Annotated in this window: 13 protein-coding genes; 6 read left to right on the top strand and 7 right to left on the bottom strand. The window is 37.3% G+C overall.

The features are described from left to right. Window positions 1–5 precede the first annotated feature (5 nt). The gene (locus AC1M9H_RS04640) at window positions 6–500 is read right to left on the bottom strand and encodes an Lrp/AsnC family transcriptional regulator (protein WP_092765973.1); all 495 of its coding nucleotides are present in this window, start codon (window positions 498–500) and stop codon (window positions 6–8) included. 112 nt (window positions 501–612) lie between these two features. Between AC1M9H_RS04640 and AC1M9H_RS04635 the strand changes: the two genes are divergently transcribed. The 6 genes from AC1M9H_RS04635 to serC all read left to right on the top strand — a co-directional run bounded on the left by AC1M9H_RS04635 (window position 613) and on the right by serC (window position 9214). Next, entirely contained in the window at window positions 613–1221 is a 609-nt protein-coding gene (locus tag AC1M9H_RS04635; RefSeq protein ID WP_481612861.1) for a LysE family translocator, read from the top strand. 452 nt (window positions 1222–1673) lie between these two features. Further along, window positions 1674–2426, top strand: a complete 753-nt coding sequence (locus tag AC1M9H_RS04630; RefSeq protein ID WP_035266425.1) for an electron transfer flavoprotein subunit beta/FixA family protein — start codon at window positions 1674–1676, stop codon at window positions 2424–2426. Between the two features lie 18 nt (window positions 2427–2444). Beyond that, window positions 2445–3377: an FAD-binding protein gene (locus AC1M9H_RS04625; RefSeq protein ID WP_092765976.1), complete on the top strand. Its 933-nt coding sequence runs from the start codon at window positions 2445–2447 to the stop codon at window positions 3375–3377. Between the two features lie 331 nt (window positions 3378–3708). Beyond that, entirely contained in the window at window positions 3709–4218 is a 510-nt protein-coding gene (locus tag AC1M9H_RS04620; RefSeq protein WP_481612860.1) for a hypothetical protein, read from the top strand. A 304-nt stretch (window positions 4219–4522) separates the two neighbouring features. Beyond that, on the top strand, window positions 4523–7498 hold the full coding sequence (gyrA, locus tag AC1M9H_RS04615) for a DNA gyrase subunit A (RefSeq protein ID WP_481612859.1): 2976 nt from the start codon (window positions 4523–4525) through the stop codon (window positions 7496–7498). A gap of 633 nt (window positions 7499–8131) precedes the next feature. Then, on the top strand, window positions 8132–9214 hold the full coding sequence (gene serC, locus AC1M9H_RS04610) for a 3-phosphoserine/phosphohydroxythreonine transaminase (RefSeq protein ID WP_035266433.1): 1083 nt from the start codon (window positions 8132–8134) through the stop codon (window positions 9212–9214). Between the two features lie 84 nt (window positions 9215–9298). On the opposite strand, the gene AC1M9H_RS04605 is transcribed toward serC, so the two are convergent. The 6 genes from AC1M9H_RS04605 to argG form a co-directional block, all read right to left on the bottom strand. After that, window positions 9299–9448, bottom strand: coding sequence for a hypothetical protein (locus AC1M9H_RS04605; protein WP_171076764.1), 150 nt, complete (start codon window positions 9446–9448; stop codon window positions 9299–9301). 33 nt (window positions 9449–9481) lie between these two features. After that, window positions 9482–10423, bottom strand: coding sequence for a hypothetical protein (locus tag AC1M9H_RS04600; RefSeq protein WP_035266435.1), 942 nt, complete (start codon window positions 10421–10423; stop codon window positions 9482–9484). A gap of 152 nt (window positions 10424–10575) precedes the next feature. Continuing rightward, on the bottom strand, window positions 10576–13083 hold the full coding sequence (locus AC1M9H_RS04595; protein WP_481612858.1) for a TonB-dependent receptor plug domain-containing protein: 2508 nt from the start codon (window positions 13081–13083) through the stop codon (window positions 10576–10578). Between the two features lie 215 nt (window positions 13084–13298). Next, window positions 13299–13955, bottom strand: a complete 657-nt coding sequence (rnt, locus tag AC1M9H_RS04590; RefSeq protein WP_035266446.1) for a ribonuclease T — start codon at window positions 13953–13955, stop codon at window positions 13299–13301. Next, window positions 13940–14974: a dihydroorotase gene (gene pyrC / locus AC1M9H_RS04585; RefSeq protein ID WP_092766254.1), complete on the bottom strand. Its 1035-nt coding sequence runs from the start codon at window positions 14972–14974 to the stop codon at window positions 13940–13942. The genes rnt and pyrC overlap by 16 nt, the downstream gene beginning before the upstream one ends. 227 nt (window positions 14975–15201) lie before the next feature. Further along, window positions 15202–16542: an argininosuccinate synthase gene (gene argG / locus AC1M9H_RS04580; protein WP_092765981.1), complete on the bottom strand. Its 1341-nt coding sequence runs from the start codon at window positions 16540–16542 to the stop codon at window positions 15202–15204. Window positions 16543–16896: the final 354 nt, after the last annotated feature.

The raw sequence follows: 16896 nt of genomic DNA, 5'->3' as shown, positions 1-16896 counted from the left end.
TGGTATTAAATTGATTGCAGGGGCAGTTGATAGCTTTGTTTAATGATTTGACTGGGTAAATCCGTTTTCACACTGGTAATCCCATTTTTTTTGGTTAAGTGTTCTGACTGAAATTTACGATAGTTCTCCAAATCAGGTACGACAACTTTTAACATCGCATCACATTCGCCCAAAATAATATAGCACTCCATGACTTGAGGGAGTTCTTTCATCGCCTCAATAAAAGTATCGATGGTTTCAGCGTCTTGTCCCACCAACCAAATACGCGAAAATAGAATAAGTTGTAATCCGATTTTTTGAGGATCAACAATGGTTGTGTATTGCTGGATGACTCCAGCATCTTCGAGAATTTTTACGCGTCTTAAACAAGAGGATGGTGATAAGCCAATCTCTTTGGCTAAATCATTATTTTGAATTCGACCGTTGGTTTGAAGTTCATGAATTATACTTTTATCGATACGATCTAATTTAACTGAAATTGATTTAGATATTATTTTCATATGTTAGAATTAAATTCTAAAAATTAAAGAATAAATAGAATATTTGAAATCCTATTTTATGTAAATTCGAAGATACTTTTTTTTCATTTTCATTAATGATGGAAGAAAGAAAATGTCTACCTATTGGTTATTTGCTTTGACAGTTATCCCTCTTATTTTTACGCCTGGTCCGGATATGTTATTTATTCTGTCACAGGTAATGGGTAAAAATGCGAAAGCAGGCGTTATGGCGACTTTAGGGGTGTGTTTGGGTTATTTCGTCCATTCTTTTTTTGTCGTTGTGGGTATTGCGGCTATCATTATTTCTTTCCCTATTATTTTTGAAACGATCAAATGGTTAGGAATCTGTTATTTGCTTTATTTGGCATTTAATTTGATTCGATCTGCGCTTAATCACAAAAATATTGAAATTAAACAAAGTCAGGTCAATAGTCCGATTGGACGCGGTTTTATAACATCCTTACTTAATCCTAAAGGTATGCTTATTTATTTTGCGATTTTGCCTCAATTTATTAACCAGCATACCTCTTCGATTATGGGACAGGGGATTGTCTTATCCCTAATCTTCATTGGATTATGCTTAATTATTTATTCATCATTGAGTTTTGTATTTGCATTTTTGACACAGAAAACAGGGATAAATGAAAAACGTCAAAAATGGATTGATGGTGGTTCGGGAGTGATGCTTTCATTGGCAGCAACATGGCTCATTGTGAATTAACATTAAAAAAGCGCAAACTGATGTTTGCGCTTTCTATTCAGCTGGAATAGAATTTGATTAAATTACACTCAAAAAGAATGGCTATTATTGTTTTTTTTACTGTCTGTTATGACATTTTTTACCTCAAATTTGGTGACTCACGCCAACGCTTTTCAACGTAAAATAAGAGTCTACAGCATCAATTCAACTGATGTAGGTAATAAATTAAAAAAATATTAAAAATCAAAGTTTAATTTTTTACAAAAAATATTGAAAAGCTGACAAATTTATTAACAAAATAATTTTGTGAACGCTCCGTTCAACGAAAATTACGCTTTTTTACAGCAGTTTTGTGAATTGTGACTTGACCGAAATGCCAAACACATTGCAAGATAGGACACCTAAAAATTTTAAATGAAGAGTTATTATAACTTTTCTGAATATTTACTTCTGTTAAAACAGCCGAGGATTACATGAAGGCTCTTGTTGCTGTAAAACGTGTGGTTGATGCCAACGTTAAAGTTCGCGTAAAGCCGGACAATAGTGGGGTTGACCTTACTAACGTTAAAATGTCAATTAACCCATTCTGTGAAATCGCAGTGGAAGAAGCGGTTCGCTTAAAAGAAAAAGGAACTGTTTCAGAAATCGTTGTTGTTTCTATTGGTCCTAAAGAAGCGCAAGAACAAATCCGTTCTGCAATGGCGCTTGGTGCAGACCGCGGTATCCTAGTTGAAGCTGATGACAGCCAACTTGGTGCTTTAGAAGTTGCGAAGATTCTTAAAGGCGTTGTAGACGCTGAACAGCCACAACTTATCCTTCTTGGTAAACAAGCAATTGATGACGACTCTAACCAAGTTGGTCAGATGCTTGGTGCATTACTTGGTGCTGGTCAAGGTACATTTGCTTCAGAAGTTAAAGTTGAAGGCGATAAAGTACAAGTGACTCGTGAAATCGACGGTGGTTTACAAACTGTTGAACTAGCACTTCCAGCGATCATTACGACTGACTTACGTTTGAATGAGCCACGTTATGCTGCTCTACCAAACATCATGAAAGCACGTAAGAAACCGCTTGATACTAAATCTCCTGCAGATTTTGGTGTGAATCCTGCAACTAAGCTTAAGACTGTTAAAGTTGAAGCGCCTGCTGAACGTAAAGCTGGTGTTCAAGTGAAGTCTGTTGATGAGCTTGTTGAAAAACTAAAAAATGAAGCGAAAGTGATCTAATACAGAAGGATAAAAATCATGAGTATTTTAGTAATCGCTGAGCACGACAACAAAGCACTTAACGGTGCAACTTTAAACGTTGTAGCTGCGGCTCAAAAAATCGGTGGTGATATCACTGTATTAGTTGCTGGTTCAGGCGCTCAAGCAGTTGCTGATGAAGCTGCTAAAGTTGCTGGTGTAAGCAAAGTTCTTTTAGCTGACGATGCTGCATATGCAAACCAATTGGCTGAAAATGTAGCGAAGCTTGTTGCTTCAATTGGTACAGGTTATTCACACATTCTTGCGGCGTCTACAACGACGGGCAAAAACGTACTTCCACGTGCTGCAGCACTTCTTGATGTAAGTATGATTACTGACATTATTGCAGTTGATGGTCCTAAAACTTTCAAGCGTCCAATCTATGCTGGTAACGCGATTGCAACTGTAGAGTCTGGTGAATCAGTTGTTGTTGGTACAGTTCGTGGTACAGCGTTTGATGCAGTTGCTGCTGAAGGTGGATCTGCTGCGGTTGAAGCTGCAACTTCTACTGGTGATGCGGGTATTTCTAAGTTCGTATCTGAAGAAATCGTAAAATCAGAACGTCCAGAATTAACAGCAGCTCGCATTGTTGTATCTGGTGGACGTGGTGTAGGTTCTGGTGAGAACTACCATAAAGTACTTGATCCATTAGCTGATAAGCTTGGTGCAGCTCAAGGTGCATCTCGTGCAGCAGTAGATGCTGGTTTCGTTCCAAACGATATGCAAGTTGGTCAAACGGGTAAAATCGTTGCGCCAGACCTTTATATTGCTGTAGGTATCTCTGGTGCGATTCAGCACTTGGCAGGTATGAAAGATTCTAAGGTGATCGTTGCGATCAACAAAGATGAAGAAGCTCCAATTAATGCAGTAGCTGACTACTGGTTAGTAGGTGACTTAAATACAGTGGTTCCAGAATTAGTTTCTAAAATCTAATACAGCATTGCTGTACTAATGCTCTGATCGAGTAATGATTCATTTCATTTTACTTGGTCAGGGCATTTTTATATTTAATTATCAAAAAAATCTCATAAAACAAAATTATAGATTATTCTCATCAAGGGATCAGAATTTACCGTTTTATATGTTTTTTGTAATTGTGATATGATTCGCCATCATTTTTTAAGCTCATTCATACTTTCAATGTATTAATGAGGGAGTTTGTGTTTTGCTGGTCGACACCCGAATAACATTACCGCTTGTTCTAATCGCGGTCTCATGTTTAATTTTTCCATTATTTAATCAAGTCCATTTCAATGTGTTTGGTATGGAAGACGTGCGTCTGATTGAAAATTTACAGGCTCTTTTATTGTTGTCCTTTGCAGTTATTAGCTATTTTTACATAAAGCCTTTACAGCTTAGAGAAGGTAAGAAAGAGTTTTGGCTTTGGGCTGTTTGCTGGTGGGTTTTATTGTTTGGTCGTAGTACCAGTTGGGGGCGAGATTATTTCCCTGATGTCCCAAAAATCTATTTTCGAGGTATCTCAATTGTATTGATTGGGTCTGTGGTTTTTCCACTAATGAACCAAAAATTACGCACAGAGATTGTGAACAAGTTTAAGACAGCTATTATCCCAGTTTGGGCCTTGGTTTTGGCTGTGATTGGGCTCGTTGTTTCTGATGCGATAGAGCATCATCGCTTTATAGGGATGCTCCTGCTCACAGAAAATAGTAATGAAAGCTTACTCGAAGAGCTGTATGAGTTTCCGTTGATTTTAAGCTTATTTGCAATTTCTTTTAGTTTAATGAAAGCGGACAAGCGCGAACTTCATCATTGAAGAATATTCATGTATTTATAAAGATCCTTACGAGGATCTTTTTTATGTATAAGTAGCAAAAAAGTGATTTTTATCATTCATTTTAGGGCAATACTGTTTAAGAATTTTGTGTTGAAAATTTAGTCATTTTTATGAATAAAATTAAACAGATCATCCATAAAATTTAGGGACAAAAATACGGATTTGTGCTATAATTTTCGGCTGAGTTTTAGAATTTAGCTCCATAGATTTTGGGCTAATTTTTTGCAAGATTGATTATATAAATCGAGCAGTTTCTTCAAGCTGTTTGTAATAAGGAGTATGCATGAGCGTATCGGAAATTCGACCGATTGCCATTGAGGATGAACTGAAGAGCTCATATCTCGACTATGCTATGAGTGTCATTGTCTCTCGTGCACTACCAGACGTTAGAGATGGTTTAAAGCCAGTTCATCGCCGTGTTCTTTATGCGATGCATGAGCTTGGAAATGATTATAACAAAGCTTACAAAAAATCAGCGCGTGTCGTTGGTGATGTAATCGGTAAATACCACCCTCATGGTGACTCTGCTGTATACGAAACAATCGTTCGTATGGCACAAGATTTCAGTTTACGTTATCAGTTGGTTGATGGTCAGGGTAACTTCGGCTCTGTTGATGGTGACAGTGCAGCAGCGATGCGTTATACCGAAGTGCGTATGCGTAAATTAACGCATGAACTGTTAGCTGATTTAGAAAAAGATACAGTAGAGTGGGAAGATAACTACGACGGTTCAGAGCGTATCCCACAAGTTATGCCAACTCGTGTGCCAAATTTACTCATTAATGGTGTCACGGGTATTGCTGTAGGTATGGCAACCAATATGGCGCCGCATAATATGACTGAAGTGGTCAATGCGTGCTTAGCCTATGCCAATAATCCGAATATCAGTATTGAAGGATTGATGGAACATATTTCGGGTCCAGACTTTCCTACAGGCGGTATCATTTACGGTAAATCGGGTATTGTTGATGCTTACCGTACTGGTAAAGGTCGTTTATTTATTCGTGGTAAGTACCATTTAGAAGAAGACCAAAAAACAGGTCGTACGACGATTGTATTCACTGAAATTCCATATCAAGTGAACAAAGCAAAAACGATTGAACGTATTGCTGAACTTGTGAAAGAGAAGAGGCTCGAAGGTATTTCAGAGTTACGCGACGAATCTGATAAAGAAGGGATGCGTATTGCAATTGACTTAAAGCGTGGCGAAAACGCTGAAGTAATTGTTAATAATTTATTCCAAAATACTCAGCTTCAAAATTCATTCAGTATTAATATGGTTTGCTTGGATAATGGCCAGCCAAAGCTGATGAATTTAAAAGACATCATTGCTGCTTTCATTCGCCATCGTCAAGAAGTTGTAACACGTCGTACGATGTTCGAATTACGTAAAGCGCGTGAACGTGGTCATATCTTGGAAGGTTTAACGGTTGCTTTAGCAAATATTGATGCCATCATCGAAACCATTAAAACCTCTGCGAATCCGCAAGAAGCACGTGAACGTTTGCAAGCAGGGGAATGGTCTGCAGGTGGTGTAGTTGCTTTATTGGAAAAAGCAGGTTCAGTTTCTGTTCGCCCAGATGAGATTGAGGGTGAAGATCCTAATAAACCGTTTGGATTATCTGGCAATATTTATCGTCTCTCGCCGACTCAAGTGGGTGCAATTTTAGAATTACGTTTGCATCGTTTAACTGGTTTAGAACAAGATAAGCTGCATGCAGAATATTCTGAAATTTTGGCACAAATTGCAGAGTTGACAGCAATTCTTAATGATTTTGAATTGTTGATGAACGTGATTCGTGAAGAGCTTGCACTTATTCTTCAGCAATACGGTGATGAGCGTCGTACTGCGATTGTAGAATCTCGTGTAGATTTCTCTCGTGAGGATTTAATTCCACAAGAACAAGTTGTTTTAACCGTTTCTCAATCAGGCTATGCGAAAACACAGCCACTTTCTGATTATGCTGCGCAACGTCGTGGTGGGCGTGGTAAATCAGCAACGTCTATGAAAGAAGATGATTACATTCAACATTTGATTGTGACATCTAACCATGCAACAGTTTTATGCTTTACCAATGTCGGCAAAGTCTATCGCTTAAAAGTTTTTGAAGTGCCTCAAGCTTCTCGTGGTGCAAAAGGTCGTCCTATGGTGAATTTATTGCCATTAGATGAAAATGAGACAATTACTGCTATTCTGCCAGTGATTGATGCACCGAAGAAATTTAAAGAACGTCTAGCCGATTTCCGTCAGTTTGTTAAATCTCATCAAGCTCAATTACAGCAAAACGAAATCATTGCTGCACACTATGATGCATTAGAAAAATCATTTGCTGATCTAGCAGATGGTGACGATCTATCGGACGAATTGCGTACACATCTGAAAGAGTTAGGAGTTGAATTATCAACTACAGATCTTGATGATGAAGTAGTAGTTGAATTTGCTGAGCTTGCAGAAAACTTACGTAAAAACTTCTATGTCTTTATGGCAACTGAATACGGTACGATCAAGCGAGTTGAACTTGAGCAGTTCTCTAATGTACGTTCAAATGGTTTACGTGCAATCGAGTTAGCTGGAGATGACCGTTTAATTGGTGTTGCGATTACTGACGGTGAACAACAAATTATGTTGTTCTCGAATGAAGGTAAAGCGATTCGATTTGCAGAAACTGATGTACGTGCAATGGGTCGTTCTGCGAAAGGTGTACGTGGTATGCGTGTCACCATTGGATTGGCTCAAGCGGAAGAAATTGAAGACAATGATGTAGATTCAGAAGATGAAGATACGGATTCTAATTTCTTAAGCCGTATTGTTTCATTAGTTGTTGTCCCGGCAACAGGTGAAGTGCTATGTGCTTCAGCTAATGGTTACGGTAAGCGTACGCCAGTGGATGACTTCCCGACCAAGAAACGTGGTGGTAAAGGCGTCATTGCGATCAAGACATCTAATCGTAATGGTGAGCTGGTTGGTGCCGTAGCGATCGATGTCAGTAAAGAAGTCATGCTGATTTCTGATGGTGGTACGCTAGTACGTACTCGTGCATCTGAAATTGCTCAGACGGGTCGTAATGCACAAGGTGTACGTTTAATCCGCTTAGGTGAAAACGAGACATTGGTTGGTGTTGAAGCGATTGAAGCTGTTGAGGAAGATGATTTTATAGAATCAGTTGAAGGTGAAGAGGCTTCAATTGAATCTAATGAATCAGTAGATACTCAAGAAATTGATACGACTGATAGCGATGAAAAATCTACAGATGAATAATTTGTAGGAATTAAAAAAGGACGCTGAAGCGTCCTTTTTTAATTAACAATAGTCTAAAAAAGAATTTTAATTAAAAATGAAACTCAAATTTAATTATAGCTTGCTGATTGTAATAGCACTGTTTATAACAGCATGTAGTGAACCCTTTCATTTCAGCTGAATGAAGGAGGGAGGGGAATCTGAGGAATATTGTTCATAAACAAAACATTCAGCTGTAAATACTGATGCACTTTATGATGCAGTTCGAGATAAAAATAATGAAATGGTTGTTGAAATTGTAGATCAAGATATAAAAGATGGATTTTTATTACACAGTCATTTTAAAAGAGTCAGCTATGAATGGTATGGTGAGATGTTTTAATTGTTCGCATGAAATGAAAGACAATACAACGAAATAGTCATAATAAATTTTGTCAGATTGAGAGCTGTTGTAGTGAGCGATTTAAACTTACTAACTACGGTGTCTCTCAAAATATAGTAAACATAAATCTCTGATAAATGTAGAGCTTATTGAAAAAATAGCTTTAGTGTGAAAACAAGATTGAAATTATTTAAGTTGAATATACTGCAAGCTATGGTTATCTGTGGTTAAATGCCATCATTTTATTGTGTTTCACTCTGAAAGGAAAAATCATGCGCGCGTACAACTTCTGTGCTGGTCCTGCTGCATTACCTACTGCTGTATTAGAAAAAGCTCAAGCTGAGATGCTTGATTGGCAGGGTAAGGGCCTATCAATCATGGAAATGAGTCATCGTAGTGCAGACTACGTCGCTGTTGCTGAAAAAGCAGAAGCAGACTTACGCAAGTTGATGAATATTCCTGAGAACTACAAAGTGCTTTTCTTACAGGGTGGTGCTTCTCTACAATTCTCTGCGATTCCATTGAATCTATTAGGGAAAAATAACAAAGCAGATTATATCCATACTGGCATTTGGTCTGAAAAAGCTTTAAAAGAAGCAAAACGTTATGGCGAAATTAACGTGATCGAAGCTGGTATTAAAGATGCAGATGGTAATCTTGCAATTTCTGATGAAAGTACATGGAATTTATCTGCTGATGCTGCCTATGTTCATTATGCAGATAACGAAACGATTGGTGGTATTCAATTTAAAAATATCCCAACTACGGATAAACCACTGGTTGCAGATTTATCTTCTAGTATTTTGTCGGCACCAATTGATGTTTCAAAATTCGGTCTTATTTACGCGGGTGCGCAAAAAAATATCGGTCCTGCTGGTTTAACATTGGTAATCATTCGCGATGATTTATTAGATCAAGCAAAAGAAGAAATTCCGAGCATCTTGAAGTATTCAGCGCAAGCGAAGAACGATTCTATGGTGAATACACCTTCTACTTATGCTTGGTATTTATCAGGCTTAGTATTTGAATGGTTGCTTGAACAGGGTGGTGTAGAAGCAATTCATCAAGTGAACCAACAAAAAGCTGAATTGTTGTATGGTTATATTGATTCAAGTGACTTCTATGCAAATCCAATTGCGAAAGAATATCGTTCAATTATGAATGTACCATTTACATTGGCGAAGCCTGAACTTGAAAAGCAATTCCTGAAAGAAGCAGAGGAAAATAATTTATTAAATCTTGCAGGACATCGTTCAGTAGGTGGTATGCGTGCGAGTATTTACAATGCAGTGCCACTTGAGGGTGTACAAGCTCTTGTGAAATTTATGGATGATTTTGCGAAGCGTAATGCTTAAAAATCAGTTTGTAAAAAAGCCTGTCATATGACAGGCTTTTTTTTATGCACTAAAACGCAGATGAAAGTAATCAACACTAATTTATTAAAATGCTGGAATAAGATTGGTAAAGTGGAAAATAAAAGCAGCGAGGAAAACACCTAAGAAAAAGAAACAGTAAGCACCCTTGTCTACTCGAATACGAGGGCGTGCTTGTTCCATTAAGCCTGTTGATTGTTCCGGTATAATTTTCATCTAGGAGCCTAAATATTACTTTATAGTTAAATCCTATTTATTTGATGTATTTTTAGCATAAATATTCGCCTGAATCCATATATTTCCACGAATATATTGACCAATTTCGAAATTTTTATAATTCTCATCCTTAGTCGCGATACGAATAAGTGTAGCAGGTTGGTTTTCTTCTAAAATAAGTGTTACATCATAAAGTTGATAAAATTGATCGTTGAACTGCATTTGGGTCTTGCCAACCACTTTTCCTTGGAACCAGGCCTCATCTTCCTGACCCATGGTTTCACCGTACAAGTAAGCCACCATTTTCGAAAAATCGACCGTTACAGGTTCTTTATCGGCATCTGATTTAGGTTCCCAAGCATCAATCAGCTGCTGTAAATTATCTGGCGCTACACCATTGTGTTCACTCAAAATTTCATTTAAAGCACGATGGTGTTTAATTGAAGCTGGATCATCCACAACAATTTGTTCTTGATCAGCAACTTTTTCTAGCTCATAAGCCCACGCATTTAATTGGACTTTATAAGATTGATTTTTTTGGTATTGAATTTGGTTAACACTGTATAAGCTATCAAAAGCATAAACCACACTATTATCACTAACTTTTAATTGTAACACTGCTTGCGTGTTGGACTTACATGTAATGATGCGTTCAATCGTCGCGTTCAACGTATAAGGACTATCAAAAGTAGGGAAGGCTGTTTTGACTGCTTTAGGTTTATTGTCTTCTACAGCAATGACTTGAACCAATTGGATAGGTTGTTGTTTAGGTCCTTGAATTAGCCAAACATTCGGATCCATATCTTGTTCTTCAGCACAAATCCCCATCGGCATGACAGGTGCATTTAGTGCTTCACTCAACCATTTTGGAACCTGAACAGTCGGATCATCAGTTAACAGCGCCCAATGTTCTACATGGCTACCAAAGCTTTGATCTTCTATCGTAATAATTTCAGGTTTGTTTTGATTGTTCATATGCTCATTCTAAGATTGAGTGAATTACTTTATGTAATATCGAGGATAATTGATATTTTTCAAGTCTTGAATTGTTTTTTCTTTATGCAATCCAAAAGTTTAACGTGGCATAAATGAAAAAGAGCACCTAAGTGCTCTATGGGAATCATGAGTTAGAACTTAAATGTAACATCTGCAATGAATTGACGACCGATTTCAGGACTTGGTGTTGGTGTCACTGAGGATGTATTGGAAGAAAAATACTTATTTTTACGGTTAAGTACATTATTAATGGTTAAACCAAAAATAGTTTGCGTATTCTTTGAACTCGGTATTGTGTAGGTAGTACGCATATCCCAATTCAAAGCATTTTTCGTTTTATATGCAGTGTAAGTGTCATATTTCATACCATCGAGTTCATAGACAAATTCAGTTTTACTGGTACTCAGGGTTTTTTTCATACCTGGTGTCCCTGCACGATAGCTAAGATAATGATTAATATTTAAAGGAATATTATTAAAACCAATATTCCAATCTAGTCTAACTGTCCATGGTGTATTGAAATTATCAGTGGGTTTATCTTCAGCATTAATCAGTTTGCCATCATAATAAATTTGTGATGTACCTGTGTAGTAGTTGCTTTCATAGCTATCAAAATTACGATTTGTATCTGTCATATCGGCATTTAGGCTTAAATAATGCACAGAATTTTTAAATACAAGTGGTTTAATATTTTTTAAAGAGAACGTTAATATTTCAGCTTCAGATTTTCCTGAGTTGTTATAAGACTTATTACCTTGCTGCTGGCGTAATTGGTCTTTGTTCTCTCGCTGAACATATTTTAAACCAGTATTGATGTTCCAAATATTGGTGTTAAAAGCAAATACAGATTCATCTGAAAACGGCGTATCCAGCTCTGACCTTGATTTGAAGGATGGCATATACGTCGGATCGAGTTCCCAACCTTCAGAAAGACTATTTCTCTTAAATTTTGTCTGTAATCGACCTCGTTGATCTTGTAATTCGTTGGCGAATGCGTTTAAACCATAATAGCGATTCCAACCAGCCGTGATAAATAATTGATCATTGCCAAATGGCTTCAAAACAAATGAACTACGAGGTGCAATATTTGTATTTTGAGTCAGTGAATCATAATCAGCTCTTAAGCCTAAACTAGATTGAATAAATGGATTAACATAAATTGAATCTTCGAGATATGCATGCCAACGATCTTGGCGTACATTGATTTGTCCTGCATCATATTTAAATCGTTGCGTTAAATATTGCCCGTCAATTGAATTGCCTTCGTCACAAGCATCATAACGACGACCATCAGAAGCGTAACAGTTTAAGTTTTCAATATTTTTGGAAGCAATAGTAGTTGTGTAATAATTATTAGAAACTTCAGGTCTTTCCCAATACGCTTCATAATGACCATAACCTGCACCCACTTTGAATTGGTGTGATGAGTTCGCAAAGTTTATTGGTTCAAATAGGGCTTTGATTGAGTATTCGAGTTTTTTTTCTTCTTGTGATAATGCACCATAGTTTCCATATGATTGCGTACTTAAATTCGGATTCCAGTTCTTTGTTGAAGATTGAGCCCACACATACGCATCCTGCTCTGCCTTTCGCGAGCTTTTTTGTGTTTGATAATTAAGTTGTTGTTCTAACCGAACAGTATTTAATTTATTTTTTAAATTGATATAAATACTTTGACTATCAGATATTTGCGTGTTTTCTGAGTTTAAAAATGTAGCATTGAAGTACTCACCTTTATTTTCAAATAGCTGAGTTCCTATTTTTAATGAGGTTTTATCTGAAGGTGTATAGAAGAGTTCGACACCATAATTGCTCGCAGCACGTGTTTGGTCTAATTCTGCTGGCTCAATAAAATTCGTTTTTAATGGAATTAACGAATGTCGAAAAGAGCCAAAAGCATTGAAACCTAATTGGTCTGTGAGATTACCATACAGTGTTGCGCTGACTCCTTGTTTAGTAAAGAAAGGTTGATTTTTTTCACTGTTGGAGGTTTCAAATTCCAGTTGGCTTTCTGGATCAGGAAAGTTGATTTTAGACCAAGAATCAGATGTATAATCATAGGTAATATTACCGTGAATTTTGCCTACCTCAGTTTTTGGTGCGCAGGTTTCTGCACTCACTACACCGCCAGTAAATTCACCATATTCAGCGCTCACATTGCTATCAAGCAGTTTAATATTACAAATCAGGTCTGCATTGACTGCAACAGCTTGACTAGAGCCGAGTAGTTCATTATTTGAGTTCGATGTTGTTGCACCCACAGGGTTAATATTATTGTTGATGCTCATCCCATTGATTAGAAATTTATTTTCATAGGGTAAACCGCCATTGATGCTAATTTCGGCTGGGCTAAGTTCACCTTGTTGTAAGCCACTTTTAAAATTATTACCAAATTGCACATTAGGATTTACTTTTAAGAAATCAGTAATGTTCTTAGAACTATTGGGTGTCTTGTCTAAGTCATCCTTCGTATAAAGGGTTTTTCCAACTTCTTGTTGCTCAGTTGCATTCGTTACAATTGTATTGAGTTTGATTGAATCATCATTAGCTGTTGAATTTATTTCTGTTTCATTTGCACAAACTGTAGTTGAGAGAATCGTAAGAATGGCTAATTTTAATTTTGAGCGTACAAATGACATGATTTAACATTGAGAGAATAAAAACGATAGCGATTATCATTTAATAATACTTATTTCACAATATTAATGAGAATAATTATCAATACTATATTCCGATTAACATAATATAAAAAAGCGATAGTTAAAAATTGGAACAAAAAGCCCCAATACTTTTCAATTAAGATCAATCCACAGGATGATCAAGATTTCTAAAATATTGGGGTATTTAAAGATTTTTACTCTGAAACGAGTGTTTCAAGTAAATGGGGCGCTAATTTATTTAAAATATAGCAGAATAATTCAGCTGTTTTCTGTGTGTCATACAAAGCAGAGTGGGCTTCTTTACCATCAAACTCGATGCCAGCTTGAATACATGATTTAGCCAAAACAGTTTGTCCGAACATCACAGCACTCAAAGTCACCGTATCAAAAACCGAGAAACTATGAAATGGATTTTGATTCTTAGTTCCAGTACGTGCAATTGCCGCTTTTAAAAAACCAAGATCAAAATGAGCATTGTGTCCAACTAGCACAGCATGTGTGCATTGTTGTTGTTTGCGTACCTCATTAATTGCTTTAAACATACGTTTAAGTGCAGACTTTTCATCTTCTGCCATCGCTACACGCATTGGATTAAAAGGATCAATGCCAATGAAGTCGAGTGAGCGACGATCTAAATTTGCACCTTCAAATGGATTGATGTGTGCATGATGCGCTTGACCAGGTACAAACTTTCCAGACTCGTCGTAAATGATTGGAATACATGCTATTTCGAGCAATGCATCAGTATCTGCATTAAAACCAGCTGTTTCCACGTCAACAACCACGGGTAGGAACCCGCGGAAGCGTTGACCGATGACAGGTAATGTTTCAGTGGTCACACTTTTCTCCATTGAATTGTTTTACCTGCATAAAGAGGAATGATCTGTTCGCCATCTAAATATTCAAGGCTTTCAGGAATCACTTGATCTTCTTTGATCAATGTAATGGTTTCAGTATTACGAGGTAAACCATAGAAATCCGCACCAAAGAATGAAGCGAAACCTTCAAGACGTTCAATTTTACCGACTTGATCGAATGCTTGAGCATACAATTCAATTGCAGTTGGAGCGCTATAACACCCAGCGCAGCCACATGCATTTTCTTTCGCATTTTTAGAATGCGGAGCGCTGTCAGTACCTAAGAAAAATTTAGGGTTGCCACTTGTTGCGACTTCTAACAAAGTTTGCTGATGTGTCTGGCGTTTTAAAATTGGCAAACAATAGAAATGCGGTTTAACACCACCAACCAACATGTCATTGCGATTGAATAACAAATGTTGTGGTGTAATCGTCGCTGCCACGTTGCGATCTTGCTCAAGTACAAAATGTGCAGCTTCGCTTGTGGTGATATGTTCTAAAACTAATTTCAATTTTGGAAATTGTTTAAGCAGCGGTGCTAAAACTTCATCTAAGAAACGTTTTTCACGATCGAAAATATCAACATGATGATGTGTTACTTCGCCGTGGAGTAAGAGAGGAACCTGATGTTCTTCAAGTTGCTCAATGACGCTATACACTTTACGTATATCACTAACGCCATTATCAGAATTCGTGGTTGCTCCAGCAGGGTAAAGCTTAATTGCATTTACATATGGAGATTTTTTAATTTTTTGTACTTCTTCAGGAGAAGTATGATCCGTAAAGTAAAGCACCATACGAGGATCGAATTTTACATTTTCAGGAACATGCGCCATGATTCTTTCACGATAGGCATGTGCCTCTTCCACAGTTTTTACAGGTGGAACTGTATTTGGCATACAGATTGCGCGATGAAATTGCTTCGCCAAATCAGGAACAGTACGTTGAAGTGCTAAACCATCTCTTAAATGAGCGTGCCAATCATCTGGCTGGATTAAAGTGATCGTATTCAAGGCAAGTCTTACTGAAAAAATAACATAGATGATAATCGATATTGCTTGAAATTGATAACGACAAAAGCCGATAAAAGGGGTTTTACATCTATTTGTGCTGATTAATATAAAAATGAAGCATACGTTGGATGAATGAGTCATTATTCATCTAGGGAACAACGATAGATTTTCATGTCCAAATAAAAAACCGCGCTCAAAGCGCGGTTTTTTTAGGACTAAACTAAATCTTAGTTTTTGTCTTTAAGTTGTGGAACAGCAGAACCTGTACCTACAGCAAGTAAACCTGCACCAGTATAGATTCCTAACTTAGCGCGAGTATCTGTAATGTCTAGGTTACGCATGGTTAATTGACCAATACGATCCATTGGAGTAAATACAGAATCACCTTTTTCCATGGTTAAGCGTTCAGCTTCATAGGTAAGGTTTTCAGATTCAGTGTTCATGATCGTATAGTCATTACCACGACGAAGTTCTAAAGTCACAGTACCTGTGATTGCTTTAGCAACCCAACGTTGCGCAGTTTCACGAAGCATAAGCGCTTGAGAGTCGAACCAACGACCTTGGTAAAGTAAACGACCTAAACGTAAACCGTTGATGCGGTACTGTTCAATGGTATCTTCGTTATGAATACCAGTCACAAGACGTTCGTAAGCAATATGCAGCAGCGCCATACCCGGAGCTTCATAAATACCACGAGATTTCGCTTCGATGATACGGTTTTCGATTTGGTCAGACATACCTAGACCATGACGACCACCGATACGGTTCGCTTCAAGAATTAACTCAACTGGATCTTCGATACGTTGACCGTTAAGAGCAACAGGGAAGCCTTCTTCAAATGTGATTGAAACTTCTTCAGGTGCGATTTCAACATCTTCTTTCCAGAATGCAACACCCATAATCGGTTCAACGATTTTGATACCAGCATCAAGATACTCAAGATCTTTCGCTTCGTGAGTTGCACCAAGCATGTTTGAGTCTGTTGAGTATGCTTTTTCTTTTGACATTTTATAGTCAAAACCGTTGTCGATGAGGAACTGTGACATTTCTGCACGGCCACCAAGTTCATCGATAAATGTTTGGTCTAACCAAGGTTTGTAAATTTTAAGTGCTGGGTTCGTTAATAGACCATAACGGTAGAAACGCTCAATGTCGTTACCTTTATAAGTAGATCCGTCACCCCAAATGTTGACGTCATCTTCTTTCATCGCAGTAACAAGCATTGTACCTGTGACTGCACGACCAAGTGGCGTTGTATTGAAGTAAGGTACACCACCTGTAGAGATATGGAATGCGCCACATTGTATTGCTGCAATACCTTCTAATGCAAGTTGTAAACGGCAATCCACTAAGCGTGCTTTAACAGCGCCATAAGCTTCAGCTTTCTTTGGAATAGCATCGTAATCATCTTCATCTGGCTGACCTAAGTTTGCTGTATACGCATAAGGTTCAGCACCTTTTTGTTTCATCCACAATAGAGCTGCAGAAGTATCAAGACCACCAGAGAAGGCAATACCAACTTTTTTGCCTACAGGTACATTCTGTAAGATAGTTGCATTATCAGACATTGTTCATCCTAACGATAGAATATAGGCACCTAGAAAATTGGTAACCTGAAAAATATATTTCTTCAATTGTAGCACTTTTCATTGGTAATTTTTTTTAAAAAAAGATACGTGGTGCAAAAATATTAGAATAAGTAGCAATATTTCGTCGAAACTCAGAAGTAATAGGTAGTGCTTAATCTAATTCATGATTTCTTCTTGAAAATAATACAGCGCATTTATGAAGATTTTTATGCATCAATTTATTTTATTGGAATTTTTCAAAGCGAACTTAATGAAAAATATTTTTTGTAAGTGATTGAATATTAATATCTAATTTCATAGTTGGTAATTTATTATGGAAAAAGACAAAAAATT

The sequence above is a fragment of the Acinetobacter sp. ANC_7512 genome (assembly GCF_056779935.1).
The sequence above is the reverse complement of the archived record's forward strand: the minus strand, read 5'-3'. Positions and strand labels throughout refer to the sequence as shown.